Annotated in this window: 9 protein-coding genes; 7 read left to right on the top strand and 2 right to left on the bottom strand. The window is 65.8% G+C overall.

What is annotated here, in order from left to right:
• The first annotated feature begins 26 nt into the window (after nt 1–26).
• Nucleotides 27–5,171 (top strand): endo-alpha-N-acetylgalactosaminidase family protein, encoded by a 5,145-nt coding sequence (locus tag ACQY7V_RS01780; protein WP_428638622.1) that lies wholly within the window; start codon nt 27–29, stop codon nt 5,169–5,171.
• A gap of 209 nt (nt 5,172–5,380) precedes the next feature.
• Entirely contained in the window at nt 5,381–6,646 is a 1,266-nt protein-coding gene (locus ACQY7V_RS01775; protein WP_195838684.1) for a peptidoglycan bridge formation glycyltransferase FemA/FemB family protein, read from the top strand.
• A gap of 120 nt (nt 6,647–6,766) precedes the next feature.
• Here ACQY7V_RS01775 and ACQY7V_RS01770 read toward each other — a convergent pair whose 3' ends face one another.
• Nucleotides 6,767–7,594 (bottom strand): YwiC-like family protein, encoded by an 828-nt coding sequence (locus tag ACQY7V_RS01770; RefSeq protein WP_428638620.1) that lies wholly within the window; start codon nt 7,592–7,594, stop codon nt 6,767–6,769.
• Between the two features lie 136 nt (nt 7,595–7,730).
• On the opposite strand from ACQY7V_RS01770, the gene ACQY7V_RS01765 reads away from it, so the two are divergent.
• Nucleotides 7,731–8,705 carry a bile acid:sodium symporter family protein gene (locus ACQY7V_RS01765; protein ID WP_235361297.1) on the top strand — a complete coding sequence of 325 codons (975 nt, stop codon included), beginning with the start codon at nt 7,731–7,733 and terminating at the stop codon, nt 8,703–8,705.
• Nucleotides 8,706–8,976: 271 nt separating this feature from the next.
• Here the strand turns inward: ACQY7V_RS01765 and ACQY7V_RS01760 are convergent, their stop codons facing one another.
• On the bottom strand, nt 8,977–10,941 hold the full coding sequence (locus tag ACQY7V_RS01760; RefSeq protein ID WP_428638618.1) for a solute carrier family 23 protein: 1,965 nt from the start codon (nt 10,939–10,941) through the stop codon (nt 8,977–8,979).
• Between the two features lie 432 nt (nt 10,942–11,373).
• Here ACQY7V_RS01760 and chvE point away from each other — a divergent pair, with 432 nt between their 5' ends.
• From chvE to ACQY7V_RS01740, 4 genes are all read left to right on the top strand, one after another.
• Nucleotides 11,374–12,558, top strand: a complete 1,185-nt coding sequence (gene chvE, locus ACQY7V_RS01755; RefSeq protein WP_428638616.1) for a multiple monosaccharide ABC transporter substrate-binding protein — start codon at nt 11,374–11,376, stop codon at nt 12,556–12,558.
• 83 nt (nt 12,559–12,641) lie between these two features.
• Nucleotides 12,642–14,189: an ATP-binding cassette domain-containing protein gene (locus tag ACQY7V_RS01750; RefSeq protein ID WP_428638614.1), complete on the top strand. Its 1,548-nt coding sequence runs from the start codon at nt 12,642–12,644 to the stop codon at nt 14,187–14,189.
• A complete protein-coding gene (gene mmsB / locus ACQY7V_RS01745; protein WP_428638613.1) occupies nt 14,186–15,355 on the top strand; it encodes a multiple monosaccharide ABC transporter permease in 1,170 nt (389 codons plus the stop codon). The genes ACQY7V_RS01750 and mmsB overlap by 4 nt, the downstream gene beginning before the upstream one ends.
• Nucleotides 15,356–15,510: 155 nt before the next feature.
• Entirely contained in the window at nt 15,511–16,545 is a 1,035-nt protein-coding gene (locus ACQY7V_RS01740) for a LacI family DNA-binding transcriptional regulator (RefSeq protein WP_428638612.1), read from the top strand.
• Nucleotides 16,546–16,686 lie beyond the last annotated feature (141 nt).

Genomic DNA, 16,686 nt, shown 5'->3' with positions numbered 1-16,686 from the left:
CACGCAGAATTGGAGAAAGCATAAGGATGCGCCCGAGCAACTGGAGAGCCGCGACAGCGGCGTGCGCGATTCTCATGCTCGTCGGTTTGACGCCGGCCGGGCATGCCGCACCCACCTACACCTATACGCCGATCGATCCGAGCCGCATGGTCGCGGTGGCGACTGACTCGATCGAGACCACGGGCGAGGGCGCCAATGGAGCCCTCGAATTGGTGCTCGATGGGAATACCGACACGTATTGGCACACGAAGTGGCAGGGCGGGTCTGATCCGCTTCCGCACTGGTTCGTCATCGATCTCGGGCAGAAGGAAGAGGCGCTCGGCCGCGTCACGCTCACCCCCCGCCAGTCCTCCAACGGCTCGGGCCGCGTGGGGGAGTACGCGGTTGAGGTGTCGACCGATCCGAACTGCCAGGTCGCTGAGAATGCTGCGGCTGCGCAGTTCACTCAGGTGGCGAGCGGTTCCGTTCCCGCCGCGCCCGAGAACGGGAAACTCGCCCCGGTGGTGATTGATTTCGATGAGCCCGCGCCCGCCCAGTGCGTGCGCGTCACCTACAAGTCCTCCTGGGGCGGCAACGATGCGCCGGAGCAGGTGGCGACCCTCGCCGAGTTCGGGGCCTCATCCGCGAGCGAGGCGGAGGATCCTGGCGCGGATCCCTCGAATCCCGACGATCCGAATACCGGGGATCCGGGTGAGGGCCCGAGTATCGTCGTGCCGGAGGGCGCTGTGGAGATCACCGATGGTGAGCTCACTGTGCGAACGCATCCGGGCTTCCCCCAGATCGTCGATTACCGCTACGACGGCAAGCAGCTCGCCGGTCAGTTCGGTGATCCGCTTTCCGAGATCACGATTTCCGACCGGTCTTACAAGGTGACGGTCGGTGAGCCGGCGGTGTCTGCCGACCGCTCCTCCGTCACCTATCCGATGACGGTCCCCGGCCTCGAAGGCGTCACCCTCAACGCGATCCTTTCGGTGAAGGACGGTGCTCTCACCTACGAGCTTGCGGATATCACCGATCCCGAGGCGCAAGTCGGTACTATCGGCATCCCCGGGCTCAGTCTCGTTTCGGTCGTCGGAACGGATCCTGCGGCCCAGATTCTCGGCGCTGAGATCTCGGTGAACCGTGCGGTGTCCGGCGACCGCCTCGTCAATGTCGCGAATTCCGTGCTCAGACCCTCTCGGGCGTACGCGGTAACGGCATCGAACTCCGAGCTTGCGGCCGGCTTCGACACCAACGCAATCGGTTCTGACAGCACTGCGCTCGCCGCCACGAATTCGCGTTTCATCTACGCCAGCTCGAAGGTCCGCGGAGTCAACGTCGGCAGCGTCTCCCCGGGGACGTGGGTCCACCGTGCGGAGGAAGTCGCGAGCTATGACACGGGTTCTGGCATCGGTGTCGACCCGAATCCAATGGTCAAGGTGAAAGTCGTAGCGGATGCCAATGGAGATGCGAAGGTCGACTGGCAGGACGGGGCCACCGCCGCGCGCGAAATCCTCTCAGTCGCCAACGGCCGCGAAGACGTGAAGAACTACGTCATCATGCGCATCCCCTTCAACATCGTCTCCCAGGCGACGCACCCCTTCCTGCGCACCCTTGACGATACGAAGCGCATCTCCCTCGCCACCGACAACCTCGGCCAGGAGGTGCTCCTCAAGGGCTATCAGGCCGAAGGGCATGATTCCGCCCAGGGCGATTACGGCGGCAACTACAACGAGCGGGCCGGCGGCCTAGAGGACATGAAGACCCTCGTCTCCGAGGGCGGGAAGTGGAACGCCACTTTCGGCATCCACGTCAATGCGACCGAGTCCTACTCCGAGGCGAATTGTTTCGCGGACGCCGAGAACATGGACGTCAACGGCGTGGCTGCGCCCTGCGAGGTCGATCTTCCGCCGGGCAAGGCCTGGGGCTGGATGAACCAGGCCTATTACATGAATGAGCGGAAGGATCTCGCCTCGGGCAACGTCCTCAAGCGCCTTGACCAGCTGCGCGCGGATTTCCCCGCCGATTCGAACATGAACTGGCTCTATTGGGACGTCTACTACAAGCACGGCTGGCAGGCCCAGCGCTTCGGTCAGGAGATGCGCGACAGGGGATGGCGTCTGGGTTCGGAATGGGCGTACTCCATGCCGCAGTTCTCGTCTTGGTCCCATTGGGCGAACGATGAGGCCTATGGCGGCACGAATATGAAGGGCATCAACTCTCAGCTCATCCGTTACATCGAGAACTCCTACCGCGACACCTTCAACCCTGATCCGATGCTCGGCAATACCAATGTCATCGAGTTCGAAGGGTGGACCGGTCACACCGACTACAACGCCTTCATCACGAATGTGTGGCAGCGCAACCTCCCGGCGAAGTTCCTCCAGCAATCGGATATCCGCACCTGGGAGAAGGGCCGCATCACTTTCAAGAACGGCACCGAGGTCGTCTCGGCCCAGTCGTCCATTTCAGGTGCGGAAGTCCCTGTTCAACGGACCATTACCTACGACGGTTCCACGGTGTTCAAGCCCGGCGGCTCCTACCTCCTTCCCTGGAAGGACGGGGGGAGCGACCGCTTGTACTACTGGAACCCCACGAACGCTCCACAGAGTTGGGAGCTCACCGATTCCTTCAAGGGGCAGGCCTCTCTCACGCTGTTCAAACTCACCGATACCGGCCGTGAGAAGGTTGCCGACCTCGGCGTGAGCGGCGGTTCGGTGAACATCCCGGCGACCGAGGCCGACACCGCGTACGTGCTGTACCCGACGAGCGCGGTCCCCGTGCCCAAGACCCCGAATTGGGGCCAGGGATCGGGTATCGAGGACCCCGGATTCTTCTCTGAGACCCTCGATGCGTACACGACGAGCGGTGCGGTGACGATCGAGCAGTCGAAGGTCAACAACTCCTTCGCGCAGCTCGGTGCGGGTGAGTCGTCCTTGGCTCAGACGATCACCGTCGAGCCCGGCACCTACTCCGCATGGGCCTGGGTGGAGATCGAACCCGGGAAGACGCGGACGGTGAAGGTATCCGTGTCCGGCGAGGGCGTGAGCGCGCCTCCCGCCCAAAAGGGCGGGAACGGTGAAGCGGTGACGACCATCCATTCGTCCAGCGCGCTCAATGCGACGGCATCGGATGAGAAGCTGGGCACCTACTTCCAGCGCGTCCCCGTCCATTTCACCACGAGCGGGACTTCGGTGACCTTGAAGGTCGCGGCCGACGAGGGCGACGCCCGCGTGGGGATCGATGATCTGCGAATCGTCGATCGTCCGACGCCGGAGAAGGAAGGCGCCGTGGGCGGCACCGTCGTCTTCGAGGATTTTGAGAACGTCGATACCGGCTACTACCCCTTCGTCACCGGCAAAGCGAACGCGGGCGGCGATGCGCGCACGCAGCTCGCGAAGCTGCACGCGCCCTTCTCCCAGTCCGGGTGGTACGGCATCGTCGACGACAGCCGTCAGGGGCTGAAGGGCCAGAAGTACCTGGACAACGTGTTGGACGGCCAGTGGTCCCTCCTCGCGCACCAGGAGAACGGCGGTCGTATTCTGCGCACCACGGAGGCGACGCTGCCCCTCGAGTACGGTCACAGCTACGAGATCAGCTTCGATTACCAGGCCGGTTTCGACGGCAGTTACAAGCTCGAGCTCGGGCATGACGTGGCAAGCGGTGCGGGCTGGGAAGAGGCAGTCGATCAGACCTGGGATGTTCCCAAGGCCCGCGGGACCGGGTGGACCGACGGCGTCGAGACGGGCGAGGGCACGGCGACCTTCGTGAAGAACTTCGCTGTGATGACGAGTGCTCCTGCATTCATCGGAGTGCGGATGACCGCTTCGCATTCGCAGGACGATCTCGTGATCGACAACTTCCGGGTGGTCGATCTGGGGATCCGTCCGGTTGTGTCGATCTCGGGAACCGCGCTGCCCGTCGGCGACTCGGACACGGCCGCAATGGACGTGACGACGACCGTCAGGCTCGCCGAGGGCGTCGTGACGGGTGTGAAGCATTCGCTCCAGGTGCCCGAAGGCTGGGCTGCGGAACTGGTCGCCGCCCCCGGTGACCGGGTGAGCGGGTCCGAGGAGGGCTCTCTCGATTCGCTTGCGACATGGAGGCTCACCATGCCGACTGGCGCCGATCCGGCTGATGTCGTCTTCACCGCGAGCTGGACGGACGCTGAGGGCAAGGCGGCGGAGGACTCCGACACCCTGCGAGTCGCCCCTTCCGCATTCCCCGAGCGCGACCTCTTCACCGGGCATGACGAACTTGAAGTCGTCGGCGTCTCCTCGGAGCAGACCTCGCTGGAACCGGCCCCGAGCGGCTTCGCGGATGCCGCCATTGATGATGATCCGTCGACCTACTGGCACAGCAAATGGTCCGACGGAGAGGACCCCTACCCGCACGAGATCGTCATCAAGGTGATCCCCTGCGCGCAGAACGGCTGCACGATCAACGGGCTGGAATTCACGCAGCGCCAGAACGCCGATAACGGCCGTGTCGGCGGGTACGAGGTCTTCGTGTCCGAGGACGGCAAGACCTGGGGCGACTCAGTCGCGAGCGGAGAGTTTACCGGTGACCTCGCACCTCAGTTCGTCGCCTTCAACGCGGTGGAGGGCAGGTACGTCAGGCTCGTCGAGACGAGTCCGCTCTCTGCGGGTAAGAATTTCGGCGGCGCCGCCGAGATCCGCATCAGCGGGAAGACGCTGGCTTCCGCCGAGCCGGTGAGGGTTGACGAGGTAGTGGCGCCGCAGGCCACTGATCCGGCGAGCTGCACGGTCAAGCCCTTCGTGACGATTCCATCCACTGAGGGCGTGATCTATCGGATCAACGGCAAGGCGGTGAGTGCTGGGGGTTTCACCTACGAGTACGGCGGGACGGTGACGGTGACCGCTGAAGCCGCCGAGGGCTTCGCGATCGCGGATGGCCTGGAGGCCGAATGGACCTTCAGCGCGCCGAAACCGGGGGATTGCGCGTCACCCGGTGGTGATGCGCCCGGTGGCGGCGACGAGCCCGGCGCGGGGGATCAACCGGGTGCAGGCGCTCAAGCGTCGGTGACGCCCTCGAAGACCGCTCCGGGTGCGCGTGAGTCCGGCCTTGCCCGCACTGGCGCCGCTGTGAGCGCGGCTGTCCTGTCGGCGGCGGCGCTCGCCGGGGCAGGCGGAGTCCTCGCCCTTCGTCGTCGGAAGGCGGTGAAGCGCTGAAACCCCTCGGCGCGGGTGTACGTGAGTCGATGCGCTCCGTATGAGCCCGGGCCGCATGGACGCTCCCCGGGGCGGCGACGTCGTCGCCCCGGGGTTCGCGTATTCGGCGCCTTCCGGTTGTTGAGAGGACCGTCCTGGGCGCATTCGCCCGGCCCTTCGAGCGGCATCCGGGAAGGGGACGAAGAGGGCGGACGGCTATCATGAACGGCATGAGTGACCTCCGCTTCTCCGAAATAACTCCCGAGGAACTCGATGCGCTCAGCCTCGGGACGCCGCATTCCTCGTTCATCCAGAGCGCGGCCATGGCGAGGGCGCAGTCACGAGGGCGGGAGACGGCGTGTTTCGGGGTGAAGGAGGACGGCGTGCTCGTCGCAGGCGCCCTCGTCGTCTGTCGCACGGAACGCAGATTCTTCAAGGTCGCGCATATCAATCAGGGGCCCGTGATCGACCTGGAGCGCAAGGATCTGGTCGCATTCTTCTTCTCCGGGCTTCGGGAGGCGCTCGCGAAGCGCGGAGTGACCTACTGCCTCGTCACCCCGAATGTCGAGGTCGTCCTCCGCGATCTCGACGGCGAGGTGGTCCCGGGCGGCTTCGATCACGCCGACCTCCTGGCGAATCTCACGGCGGCCGGGCTCGAGTACCTCGGCCCGGATGACTCGCTGATCAACGGCGTCGGCCGGTGGATGTTCGTGAAGGACTTCGAGGGGATCGCCTCGGAGAAGGACTTCTTCAAGAGCGTCGATCGTTCGGTCCGGCGCCAGTACCGCACGGCCGACGAACTGCACGTCCAGATCGTCGAACTCCCGAGCGACGGCATGGAGCCCTTCTTCGATGTGCTCAGCCATACCGGTGAACGGCGGGGATTCGACACGCGTGATGACTTCCTCGTCGCTTTGAAGGAGGAGTTCGGGGACAAGTGCCGCGTCCTGCTGGCTCAGCTCGACGTGAAGGCCGGAATCGAGATCCTCGAATCCGAGATCCGGAAGCTGAACACCGAGATCACGCGGGTGACGAAGCAGCGTCAGAAGCAGGATTCCGATGGTCTGCGCCGCCGCCTGGAGGTGCTGGCCGAGCAGATTCCTCCGACGCAGGACCGGATCGCCGTGCTCCGTGAACTGCTCGGAAGCGGAGTCGAACTCGCCAACCTCGCGGCCGGCATCTTCTTCGAGCACGGGAACGAGTACACCCATTTCATGGGCGGCACCTACGAGGAATTCATGCATGTGAATCTCAACGGCAACAATTTCCTGGCGACGAGTCAGATGCTGCGCCTGGTGGAGTCCTCGGCCTTGGACCGCTACAACTTCTACGGCACCTTCGGGAGGTTCTCCGGCAGTGAGGACGAGGGCGTGTACAGATTCAAGCGGCGCTTCGGCGGGCGGATCCTGGAACAGCCCGGCAATTACCGGTTCGTGGTCTCGGCCCCGCGAATGAAGGCCTTCGACCTGCTGGGGCGCCTCGCGGGCAAGGGCTGAGCGGGAGGGCTCCCGCCTTCTCGTCCTGACGAGGGCGGGCCCGCCGGATTGAAGGCGGGCGCCTCTTGCGGCCCTCGGCCTCGGCCGCGCGGATTCGCGCATCCGGTGCCGGTCGTCTTCTCATATTCCCAGGAGGAGGAAGACCCACACGGCGGTCGTGCACGCCATTTCGAGCAGTCCGATCGTCATCGCTTTGATCGTCCTGCCTGCGCGGACCGCGAGGGGCAGTCCGATCGAGCGGACGAGCAGTCCCGCCCACACGAGGACGAGCCCCGGATGGATGGTCCCGCTTCGGGCGGCGAGGCAGATGAGGGCGAATCCGACGGCGTGCCAGATCCCCGATGCGACGATCCAGCGGAGTTCGCCGCGCCCTCGGATCATCGAGCGCACGTAGGGCACGGTCCCGAGGAAATAGGCGGCTTCGAGGGCGGCGATGAACCACGCCTGTCCGAGCTCGGGCGCGAGCGGACTGCCTGCGTGTGCGCCGAGCGACCATGCGACGGGGGTCATGAGGCAGGCCGCGAGAATCGTCGAGACCCGCGAGGTCAACGAGCGCTGGCGACCGCGAAGCGCTTCGACGATGGCGGCGAGGGCGAGCGGGGCGAAGAAGGGCGACCATCGCAGGAGCGCGGGGGAGAGGAGGATGAGGGGGACGCCCGTGCCGACGCCGACGGCGCTCCAGGTGACGAGGGCGGGCATCACCGCATGTCGGCGCCGCTCGGCGAGGCGCGCGAACAGTCCCATCGCGTGGAAGGCGCTGAAGCCCGCGAACCACGCTCCGAGGAGAAGGAGCGCGAGCGGACGCGGTCCGCCCGCGACGACGCCCGTGAGGGCGGGGAGGAGGGCCATGGGCCAGGCCCCGTGCTGATCGGGCAGCCATCCCGCTTTGAAGAGTCGGCGTGCGCCGCGAGGGCCGGCGGGCCGGGCTGAGGCTCGGGAGGAGGTCACGATGCGAGCCTAATCCGGAGGCCCCGATCCCGGTTATGACGGCCTGTCAGGGCCGCATCGGGGAGGGTTCGGGGGCGGGCCCGCCGGACCAAGGCGATATTTCGACTCCGGGGCCCGATTCGACGAGAATCGGGGCATGAGTGTTCAACAGACCGTCATCGCACCCGTCAATGCGCCCGCTTCCAAAGAGGACCGCTCCGCGAAGATCGCCGTCACCGTCTTCCCCCTCATCATTCTGGCCGCCCTCGTCTTGGGCCTTGCGCTCCCGCTTCAGACCGCGCCGCTGGTGAAGGGCGTGAACTACGCGCTCATGGTGATCATGTTCGGCATGGGCCTGACGCTCACGGCGCCGGATTTCGCGGTGATCGCGCGCCGGCCGTGGCCGATCCTCGTCGGCGTCCTCATGCAGTACGTCATCATGCCGCTGGCGGCGGTCGTGGTCGTGTGGGCCTTCCGGCTCGATCCGGCGCTCGCGGTCGGCGTCATCCTGGTGGGCTGCGCGCCCGGCGGTACCGCCTCGAATGTCGTGTCCTACTTGGCGAAGGGCGATGTCGCCCTGTCGGTGGCGATGACCTCCGTCTCGACTCTGCTGTCGCCGATCGTGACTCCTCTGCTGACGAAGCTCTTCGCCGACACCTATATGCCGGTCGACGCGCCCGCGATGGCGAAGTCGATCCTCATGATCGTCGTCATCCCGGTGGTTGCGGGGCTTCTTGTGCGCAAGCTCGCCCCGCGCTTCGTCACCGCCCTGCTGCCCGTCCTTCCGTGGATCTCGGTCATCGGGATCTCCTATGCGGTTCTGGGCCTGGTGGGGGCGTCCGCTCCGCGAATCATGACGGGGGGCCTCCTGGTCCTCGCGGTCGTCATCGTCCACAACGGCATCGGTCTTCTCCTCGGCTATTTCGCGGCCAAGGGCCTGAAGGTGGGGGAGCGGGCCGCTCGCACGACTGCGATCGAAGTGGGCATGCAGAACTCGGGTCTGGCCGCAGGTCTCGGCGCGCAGTACTTCACTCCCGAAGCGGCGGTTCCGGGGGCGATCTTCTCCGTGTGGCACAACGTTTCGGGGTCGGTCCTCGCGGCCTACTTCCAGCGCCGTCCGGTGAGGGACTGATCCTTCGGCCCGTGCTCGGCCGGACGATGGCGCATCATGCGATGGCGCTGATCCGGCGATCCGGAATCTCAGGGAATTCTGAGCTCGTCCCGATGTTCCTTCGAGCATGACGCCCTAGCGTGGTGTTCATCGCGAAGGGAGCCGACGGAGCCCGAAGGGACGCGTTCGTCGGCGTTGAGCAGCAGAGGAGACCGGATCGGAAGAACTCGCACTGTGTTGATGGGATGCCATGAGGGGCCGACTGAAGAGTCGGCCCCTCATGACGTGCGCTTCAGTCGACCTGGTCGAACTTGCGGCCCCAGGCGGTTCGGATCGGGTTCGCGTCGGCGACGAGCATGTCGAAGCGTTCGTCGGCGATGTCGATGACCTCGCCGAGGGCGAAGCGGGCTTCGCGGGCGGGGGAGGATTCGACCCTCTTCCACACGGCGCTCATGAGCTGTTCACGATCGGCCAGGCGCGTGACGCGCACGATGAGCGGGCGCGCGAACTTCTCCCGATAGGCGGCTGAGGCGGCGCTGAGCTCGGCGATCTCGGCGTCGTCGAAGTCTCCGAGGCGCAGGGCCGCCGTGTCGGCGTTGGCGCGTTCGTCGCCCTCGCCTTTGACGAGCGCCGCGATGTCCGTGTAGGAGGCGATGAGCGCTTCCTGCTCCTCGATGCTCGCCGCGAGGACCTCGTCTTCGAAAGCGCGGCGCAGAGCGGTCGCGTCGGCGAAGGGCCGGTGCTCCCAGGCGCGTTCGACCGGCCACTTCGGGCCCTCGTACATTCCTGAGAAGGCCGCGACGAAGGCTTCGCGGTCCATCGTGTTGACCTCGTCGAGGTCGACGGCGCGGCCGTTGACGATCGCCAGGTCCGGGGCGTCCTGCTTCCCGATGTGGAAGAAGAGGATGTTGAGGAGGAAGGCCGTGAGGGCGCCGATGGTCACGCCGGATCCGAAGAGGATCTGGAGCCAGGACGGCAGGACGGAGGCGATGTCGGGCTTGAGGGTGACGAGCATCGCCAGGCCGATCGAGGTGGAGACGATGACGGCGTTGCGGTTGTCGCGCATGTCGACCTTGCCGAGGGTCTGGATGCCGACGACTGCGACATTGGCGAACATGGCGAGCGAGGCGCCGCCGATGACGGGCGCGGGGATCGAGGCGACGATCGCGCCGGCCTTGGGCAGGAGGCCGAGGACGATCATGAGGACGCCCGCGGCGGTGACGACCCATCGGGATTTGACGCGGGTGAGGCGGACGAGGCCGACGTTCTGGGCGAAGCAGGTGTAGGGGAAGGAGTTGAGGACGCCGCCCAGAAGGGTCGACAGGCCATCGGCGCGCAGGGCGTTCGCGACATGGTTCGGGGTGATGCGCTTGCCGACGACCTCGCCGGTGGCGAAGACATCGCCGGTGGTTTCGACGGCGGTCACGGCCATGACGATGAGCATGGAGACGATCGCGGCGAGGGAGAACTTGGGCAGGCCGAAGAAGAAGGGGGTGGTCACTCCGACCCAGGAGGATTGGGAGACCTGGGAGAAGTTCGCGTCGCCGAGGGCGAAGGCGAGGATCGTCATGACGACGAGGCCGACGAGGACGGAGATCGTCGACATGAAGCCCTTGAAGATCTTCTGGACGGCGACGATGAGTGCGAGGGTGCCCATCGCGTAGGCGAGGCCCTTGAGGGTCAGGGCCGCGGTGTCCGCCCCCTCGGGCGCGTAGGTCGCGAGCGAGACGATGTCTCCGGCGGATACCGCGATGAGCGTGATGCCCATGACGGTCAGGAGGGTGCCGGTGACGACGGGCGGGAAGAATCTGAGGAGCTTGGCGAAGTAGGGGGCGATGAGGAAGGTGACGAGGCCTGCGGCGATGATCGAGCCGTACATCGTCGCCAGGCCGGTGGTCGGGTCCGCGCCGGCGGGCGTCGCGGCGATGCCGATCGCGATGAGGGGGGAGACCGCGGTGAAGGTGACTCCCTGGATGAGGGGGAGCTTGACGCCGATCTTCGGCCCCAGGCCCGCCGACTGGATGATCGTGGCGATGCCGCAGGTGAACAGGTCGGCGTTGATGAGATGAACGAGGGTCTGGGAATCAAGACCCAGACCCGAGGCGATGACGAGCGGAACGACGACCGCTCCGGCGTAGAAGGCGAGGACGTGCTGAATGCCGAGAACGGCGAGTTTGCCGACCGGGGGCATTTGATCGACGGGATGACGGTGGGGCGATCCGGCCTTGGGGGCCTTCGCATCGCGTCCGAGAGTCATGAGATCTCCTGGAGGATGAGGAGTTGATGGGCGCTTCGATTGTCCTCGCGGAGGGCGCTTGTTTTCGTCGGCGGCGGACGATGCGGACCGTGCTGCGCGTCTTCGGGGCGAGGGACTAGAGTTGTGAGAACGCGCCCCTTCGCCTTCGCCGTGGAGGGGTCCTTTCAGCTTCGCGCGGATCACTGCCGAGGGCGGGGCTCGTCGCTTCAGGGTTCGTTACCCGCTTCGCCCGGCGCTTCTTCGCACGGTGTCCATATGTGCGGCGGGAATCCTTGTCATTTCGCGGATGTGCACGTGCACATCGTTATGCGATCTTTATCTGCGCGGCTTGCCTCACAGCGCATGTGAGCGTTAATGTGTGGTGTCGGTCGCACGCGGAGGACTCTTCCGCGGTGACGGCACTGATTCTGTTGCTCGATGAGGAGAACACCCATGACCATTAGGCGAATCTTCGGTCGTCGCGCCGCCGGCCTCGCAGCCGTCCTTAGCGCGGGCGCCCTCGCCCTGTCCGCCTGCGCCGGTGGCGGCGCAGGCTCCACCACCGATGCCGCAGCCTCCGGAGCCGCCGGCTCCGGAGAGGGCATCAAGGTCGGTGTCGCCATGCCGACCCAGACCTCCGAGCGCTGGATCGCCGACGGCAACGCGGTCAAGGAAGGCCTCGAGAAGGCCGGATACGTCGTCGATCTCCAGTACGCCAACGACGACATCCCCACCCAGACCCAGCAGATCGACCAGATGATCACCAACGGGGCGAAGATCCTCGTTATCGCCTCGATCGACGGCACCGCCCTTTCGAGCCAGCTCGACGCCGCCGGCGCCGCCAACATCCCGGTCGTCTCCTACGACCGCCTCATCCGCGACAACGAGAACGTCGACTTCTACGTCTCCTTCGACAACTACAAGGTCGGCGTCGCCCAGGCCAAGGCCCTCCTCTTCGGCCTCGGTCTGACCGACAAGGACGGCAACAAGGCCGCCGATGCCCCCAAGGGCCCGCTCAACATCGAGCTCTTCGCCGGCTCGCCCGATGACAACAACGCCGGATTCTTCTTCAACGGCGCGATGGACACCCTCAAGCCCTTCATCGAAGACGGCACACTCGTCGTGAAGTCCGGCCAGACCGCGTTCGACCAGGCCGCAACGCTGCGCTGGTCGCAGGAGGCCGCGCAGAAGCGCATGGAGGACATCCTCACCTCGACCTACGGCGGCGGCTCCGAGCCCCTCGCCGGCGTCCTCTCGCCCTTCGACGGCATCTCCCGCGGCATCATCACCGCCCTCCAGGGCGCGGGCTACGGCCCGACGATCGCCGACGGCCTTCCGGTCGTCACCGGCCAGGACGCCGAGATCGCCTCGATCAAGCTCATCAACGACGGAGTTCAGCAGTCCACGATCTTCAAGGACACCCGTCTCCTCGCCGAGCAGGCCGTCAAGACCGTCAAGGCGATCGGTTCCGGCTCCGAGCCCGAAGCGAACGACACCGAGACCTACGACAACGGCATGAAGGTCGTGCCCTCGTTCCTCCTCGAAGTCCAGACGATCCTCAAGGACAACATCGAGTCCGACATCATCGGCTCCGGCTACTACACGGCCGACGAGGTCGCGGCCGGCGTCAGCAAGTGACCCATCGGTGAGCGGGGCGGGCGCCTCCGGTGCCCGCCCCGTCCACTGCCCGAAGTCTTCCATCTCGCGAATGCGGAAGTGACATGACCTTGAATATTCTTCAGATGCGCGACATCGACAAGGGCTTCAACGGGGTCCCCGTGCTCAAGCACGTCAACCTCGAAGTCCGACGCGGTGAAGTCCACGCCATCTGCGGCGAGAACGGTGCCGGCAAATCCACCCTCATGAAGGTCCTCTCCGGCGTCTACCCCCACGGCCAGTACGAAGGGGAGATCATCTGGGAGGGCAAGGAGGTCTCCTTCTCGTCCATCAAGGACTCCGAGACCCTCGGTATCGGCATCATCCATCAGGAGCTCGCCCTCGTCCCCTATCTCTCGGTGGCCGAGAACCTGTTCCTCGGCATCGACAAGCCGAAGAGGCACGGGCTCATCGACTGGCATGAGATCAACCACCGCGCTGAGGAGGTGCTCGCCAAAGTCGGCCTCGACGAGAACGTCACGACTCCCGTCGGCCAGCTCGGCGTCGGCAAGCAGCAGCTCATCGAGATCGGCAAGGCGCTCTCCAAGGACGTCAAGCTCCTCATCCTCGACGAGCCGACCGCCGCCCTCAACGACAACGACTCCGCGCAGCTGCTCGAACTCGTCCGTCAGCTCAAGGAGACCGGCGTTTCGATCGTCATCATCTCCCACAAGCTCAACGAGATCGCCGCGATCGCCGATCGCACGACGATCCTGCGCGACGGGCAGACCATCGAGACCCTCGACATGTCCGACCCCGCATCGACCCAGAACAAGATCATCTCGCTCATGGTCGGTCGCGAGCTCTCCCAGCGCTATCCGGTGCGCGAGTCCCATATCGGCGAGGAGCTCTTCCGCGTCGAGGACTGGACTGTCTACCACCCGACCCAGGAGGGGCGGCTCGTCATCAAGGACGCGAGCTTCAACGTCCGTCACGGTGAGGTCGTCGGAATCGCCGGCCTCATGGGCGCGGGCCGCACCGAACTCGCGATGAGCCTCTTCGGGCGCTCCTACGGCCGCAACATCTCGGGCCGCATCTACAAGGAGGGGCGGGAGATCCGCATCAAGTCGGTCTCCGACGCCATCAAGAACGGCATCGCCTACGCGACCGAGGACCGCAAGCAGTACGGCCTCAACCTCATCGACGACATCCGTCACAACATCGCGACCGCGGGCCTGTTCAAACTCTCGCGCCACGGCATGGTGAACGCGAACGAGGAGCTCGCCGTCGCGTCGGACTACAAGGAGCGGATGAACATCCGTTCCCAGACGGTGATGCAGCTCGCCGGCTCCCTGTCGGGCGGCAACCAGCAGAAGGTCGTGCTGTCCAAGTGGCTGTACACGGACGCGGACGTCCTCATCCTCGACGAGCCGACGCGCGGCATCGACGTCGGCGCGAAGTACGAGATCTACACCCTCATCAACAAGATGGTCGAGGCGGGCAAGGCCGTCATCGTCATCTCCTCCGAACTCGAAGAGATCCTCGGCATCTCCGATCGCGTCTACGCGCTCGCCTACGGGCGCATCACCGGCGAACTGCCGATCGCCGAAGCGAACCAGGAGAACCTCATGGAACTCATGACCATTGAACCCTCAAGGGAGAACGACAAGTGAGCACCACCAAGAGCCTCGGCGAGATGTTCAAGGGGAACATCCGCCAGAGCGGCATTTTCCTCGCCTTCCTCGCCATCGCCGTCCTGTTCGCGGTGCTCAACCCCTCCTTCCTGAGCCCGGGCAACCTGACGAACATCGTCCTCCAGTACTCCTACATCCTGGTCCTCGCGATCGGCATGCTCTTCGTCATCCTCCTCGGCCAGATCGACCTCTCGGTCGGCTCGGTCGTCGCGGTCACCGGCGCCCTCTCGGCCGTCCTCGTCATCAAGAACGGCATGCCCTGGTGGGTGGGCGTGATCGCGGCGATCGTCCTCGGCCTCATCATCGGCGCCTGGCAGGGCTTCTGGGTCGCCTACGTGGGGATCCCCGGCTTCATCGTCACCCTGGCGGGCATGCTCCTCTTCCGCGGACTCACCTTCCAGGTCCTCGAGAACGTCTCGCTCTCGCCCTTCCCCAAGGCCTACTACAACATCGCGAACGGCTTCTTCAACGGACTCCTGGGAGGGATGGGCTTCGACGTCTTCACCCTCGTGATCTTCGGCATCGGCGTCCTCGGCTTCGCCTACCAGCAGTTCCGCTCGCGCAAGGCGCGCATCGCCTACAACCAGGCGGTGGAGTCGATGGTCCTGTTCATCGGCAAGATCGTCGTCATCGCGGCCTTCGTCATGTGGTTCGCCTTCCAGCTCTCCCGCTCGCGCGGCCTGCCCTTCGTCCTCATCATCCTCGCGATCCTCGTCCTCATCTACGGCATGCTCGCGAACTCGACGGTCTTCGGGCGCGACGTGTACGCGATCGGCGGCAACATCTCGGCCGCGGCCCTGTCCGGCATCAACGTCAAGTCCGTGACCTTCTGGACCTACGTGAACATGGGCTTCCTCTCGGCCATCGCCGGCATCATCTACTCCGCCCGGATGAACGGCGCCCAGCCCTCCGCGGGCAACATGTTCGAACTCGACGCGATCGCGGCCTGCTTCATCGGCGGCGCGTCGACGACCGGCGGCATCGGCAAGCTCTCCGGCGCCCTCGTCGGCGGTCTCATCATGGCGGTCATGTCGAACGGCATGCAGCTCATGGGCGCATCGACCTCGACCCAGCAGATGGTCAAGGGCCTCGTGCTCCTCCTCGCCGTCGCCTTCGACGTCTGGAACAAGCGTCGCGCCGGTTGAGCCTTGTTGCTGAGCGCGAGTCCCCTGCGGGACTCAGGGGCGGGGCCGTGCCGGGAAGGGCGCGGCCCCGCCCCGCGCTCGGAATGATGCGCGTAGCCTGTCATCATCGTTCCCCATCCATCCGCTTGATCCACTCATGATGTGAGGAGTGAGCCATGGCTCGTCCGCGCCGTGCGAAGAGCACGCCCTCGATCGTCGACGTCGCGAAGGCCGCGGGCGTCTCCCATCAGACGGTCTCGCGGGTGCTCAACGGCTCGCAGTCCGTGCTGCCCGAAACCCGCGAGCGCGTCCAGAACGCGATCAACGAACTGGGGTATCGGCGCAATTCGGTGGCGAGGGCGCTCGCGAGGCAGCGCTCGGAGATGATCGGCATCGTCACCACGACCTCCCTGGACTACGGCCCCAGCTCGATCCTCATGGAGATCGAATTGGCGGCGAGGAAGGCGGGGTTCTACGCCGCGGTCGCGCCAGTGGAGGACTACGACGACGCCTCGGTGCGCGCCGTCTTCGACCACTTCCTCGGGGTTCCCGTCGAGGGGATCGTCTTCATCGCCCCGCTTCGCGAGATCACCGCGGACATGACGCAGATGACGATCCCCGTTCCGGTCGTCGCGGTGACGACGCAGGCCCTGGGCGCCGGAGCGGGACTGACTCCGATCTCGATCGATCAGGAGCTGGGGGCCAGACTCGCCCTCGAGCACCTCTACGACCTGGGTCACCGGGACATCGCGCATATCGCGGGCAATCAGGAGTTCTTCGAGGCGCGCAATCGTGAACGGGCATGGCGGGACTTCATGTCCGAGCGCGGGCTCGCGATCCGAGAGCCGCAGGTGAAGGGCTGGGAGTTCTCGGTGGGGTATGAGGAGGGGCGGCGCCTCCTCGCCGAGGGGCTGCCGACCGCGGTGTTCTGCGCGAATGATCAGATCGCCCTCGGCCTGTACCGTGCGCTCGAGGAGGCCGGGGTCTGCGTTCCGCGGGAGGTCTCGATCGTCGGCTTCGACGACATGCCGGCGGCCGCTTACTACTCGCCGGCTCTGACGACCGTTCGTCAGGACTTCGCGAACCTCGGCAGGGTCGTCCTCGAAACCCTCCTGGAGGAGATCGGCGCTGCGGACAAGGGCGGGGCCGCGCGGGCCTTGACTCCGGCCCTGGTGGTGCGCGATTCGACTGCGCCTCCCCGCAGCCGCTGACCGCGGGGCCTTCGCGTTCTTCGCTTCGGGCGGACGGGGCGGCGGGCTCCGAGGGCGCGGGCTCCGAGGGCGCACGGCCGGTGCGGGCCTTGGAGGGGCGCCTCCCGGGGGAGGGGCGCCGGCTGAAGAAGATGGCGGGAT

The organism is Schaalia sp. (genome assembly GCF_050312375.1).
In the GTDB taxonomy this organism is placed as follows: Bacteria; Actinomycetota; Actinomycetes; order Actinomycetales; family Actinomycetaceae; genus Pauljensenia; species Pauljensenia hyovaginalis.
This window is presented reverse-complemented; position numbering and strand designations above follow the sequence as displayed.